Below are 2,575 nucleotides of genomic sequence, written 5' to 3'. Positions count from 1 at the left end.
GGCCTTCTTCGAGGTTCTCTTCGCAGCGGAGGATTTCGCCGAGGACTTCCCGGCGGCGCCCTGCTTCGCGGTGCTCCTCTTCGCCGTGCCCTCGCGCGCGGAAGCCGCCTTCTTCCGCGGCCGCCGGCCGCCGGCGGGCAGCTCGTGGACGGTGGCGTCGCCTTCGTGCTCGCCCCGGCCCTCCTGCGCGGCCTTGACCGAGGCGTTGAGAGCGGCCATCAGGTCCACCACCTTGCCGGGTTCCCGCTCGCCCTCCTCGTCGGGCGCGGCCGGCTCCCGGCCCTCCGCCTTCGCCGCGATCAACTCCTCCAGCGCGGTGCGGTACTCGTCCCGGAACCCGTCGATGGAGTCGAGGGCCATGGTCTCGGTGAGTTCGACCGCCCGGTCGATCTCGCCCTCGTCCAGCTCGACGTCCTCCGGTGCGAGTTCCCGGGGACTGCGGATCTCGTCGGGCCACCGCATCGAATGCAGCACGATCGCCCCTTCCCGTACCCGGAGCAGCCCCAGGCGTTCGCGGTTGTGCCAGGCGAACTTGGCGACCGCGGCCTTGTCGGAACGTTCCAGCGCCTTGCGCAGCAAGGTGTACGGCTTGTTCGCCACCTCGCCGTCGGCGGCCAGGAAGTACGAATCGCCGATCCGGACCGGGTCGATGGAGCTCGTGTCGACGAACGCGACGATCTCGATCGCCTTGGCGGTCGGGAGCGGCATCCTGCCCAGTTCCTCGTCGGTCACCGGCACGGTGTGGTCCTTCGCGACCTCGTACCCCTTCGCGATCTCGTCCCCCGGCACCTCTTCGCCGTCCAGCTCGCACACCTTGCGGGTGCGGACCCGGCCCATGTCCTCCAGATGCACCTGCCGGAAGTGGATGCCGTGGTCCTCGGTCGCGGACACCACTCTGATCGGGATGGTCACCAGCCCGAAGCTGATGGCACCGGTCCACAGGGGTCGGGGCATCGACTACCTCCAGGCGCCCCGCCCCCGGGCGAGGCCGGACGGGACGGGAATCGGTCGGCGGAGCGGCGGGCGTGTGCCCGAGCCCCTTCGGGCCCGTCCGGCGGACTTCCGCACGGACGTACCCTCCGGTCCGATCCTCGCGCGCGGCATGCTCCCGCGCATCCGGGGGAGTGCGGCGTGTCAGCTCCGGCCGAAGCAGTTCCGCAGCTCGTCCAGGTCGTAGAAGTGGCTGCCCCGGGCGATCGGCTCGCAGGACGCCTTGAAGGCGGTCTCCTTCTCGTTGTAGAGCATCCGGACCAGGTAGCGCGTCCCGCTCGGAGCCTTCTTCCCGGACTTCTGTCCCTTCGCGTCCTTCCCGGCCCGCCGCGGCCCGGCGAACAGGTCCCACTGCACGTTCGCGGCCATCGGCGCGACCTGCGCGCCACGCCACGCGTTGTTCTCGTAGGTGTAAGGAGCGTCGAGATCCGCGGACTCCGTGCTGCCGGGCAGCCCCAGCAGGACGGCGAGCGGCATGATCTCCTCCGCGTGCGTGAAGCGGAGGACGGCCCCCTTCGCGCTGGTGCCCCCCGCCTTCGCCTCGACCTGGTCGAACAGGTCGTCGAGGAGCACGTTCGCCATGTCGTACGTGATGGTGCGCCCGCTGATCGAAGGGCCCTTCTCGTAGAACTCCTCGGCGTCGTCGAGGTAGGAGAACCACTGCGCGTTCCGGGCGGGCACGAAGACGTCGAGGTCGACGTCCGGGGCCTCCACCCCCAGGTCGGGAGCGGCGGCGTACAGCTCGTACAGCGAGCGAGCGAAGGCGACCCGGTCTTCGGCGGTCATGGCGGTGACGTACCCGGACGAGAACAGGCGCGACACCACTTCCTTCGCGTTCCGAGCGGTGTCCGGGGCGCCGTCGATCCGCGCGAGCACCGCCGCCAGATCCGGATCGTTCTCCACGTACTCCTGGTAGGCGGCGTTCTGCGGCTGCTTGTGGAAGTACAGCAGGTCCTTGTCGGTGACGGGCGCCTGGACGAGGTCCGCCAGCTTCGGATCGGCGGCCGTGAGCCCGCCGGTGAAGGCGTTGGCGCTGGCCGTGGCCCGGTTCACCCCGGAGGTCTTGACTTCGACGGGCTCCTGTCCGGCGACGATCGCGCGGAAGAGGGAGGGCAGCCGCTGCTCCATGCGCCGGGCGGTCTGCCGCTGCTCCTGGGCACCCCGGCCGGACAGTTCCCCGTAACCGACGGAGGAGGCGGCCGCGAGCAGCGACTCGACCTGCGGGCCCAGCCGGGCGCCGAGGCGGGTCAGCGCGCCCTTGCCCTCCGCGTCCCGCAGCACCGCGAGCACCGCGTCCCCGTCCTCGCTGTCGGACATGGCACGCGATCCATGACGGGAGACGCTCTCCGTGAAGACCGGGGTGAACGACGCGGGGACCGGTTCGTAGCGACGTGCGTCCTGCTGCGGGGCGTAGGTCGTCTTCGTCGTGTAGAAGTGCTCACCGGCGCCGTCGGCCCGCGCCGGGGCGTGCGCGGCGGCGGAACCTCCGGCGGCGGTGACCGCGGTGGCGGCCAGGATCAGGGCGGCCATGGAGGAGAGCGTGCGCTTCACAGGGGTTCCTCGGGTGCTTCGGGACTGCCGACCG

At 71.0% G+C, this 2,575-nt stretch carries 2 protein-coding genes; both read right to left on the bottom strand.

The annotated features are described in order from the left end of the window. On the bottom strand, positions 1–954 hold a 954-nt coding region (locus tag ACFWEP_RS34000; RefSeq protein ID WP_387376072.1), incomplete at its 3' end, for a Ku protein. A 180-nt stretch (positions 955–1,134) separates the two neighbouring features. Further along, positions 1,135–2,541: a histidine-type phosphatase gene (locus tag ACFWEP_RS33995; RefSeq protein ID WP_387376070.1), complete on the bottom strand. Its 1,407-nt coding sequence runs from the start codon at positions 2,539–2,541 to the stop codon at positions 1,135–1,137. Positions 2,542–2,575 lie beyond the last annotated feature (34 nt).

The organism is Streptomyces sp. NPDC060198 (genome assembly GCF_042728415.1).
Classification (GTDB): domain Bacteria; phylum Actinomycetota; class Actinomycetes; order Streptomycetales; family Streptomycetaceae; genus Streptomyces.
Note: the sequence above shows the minus strand (reverse complement) of the source record. Positions and strands in the feature narration are given on the sequence as shown.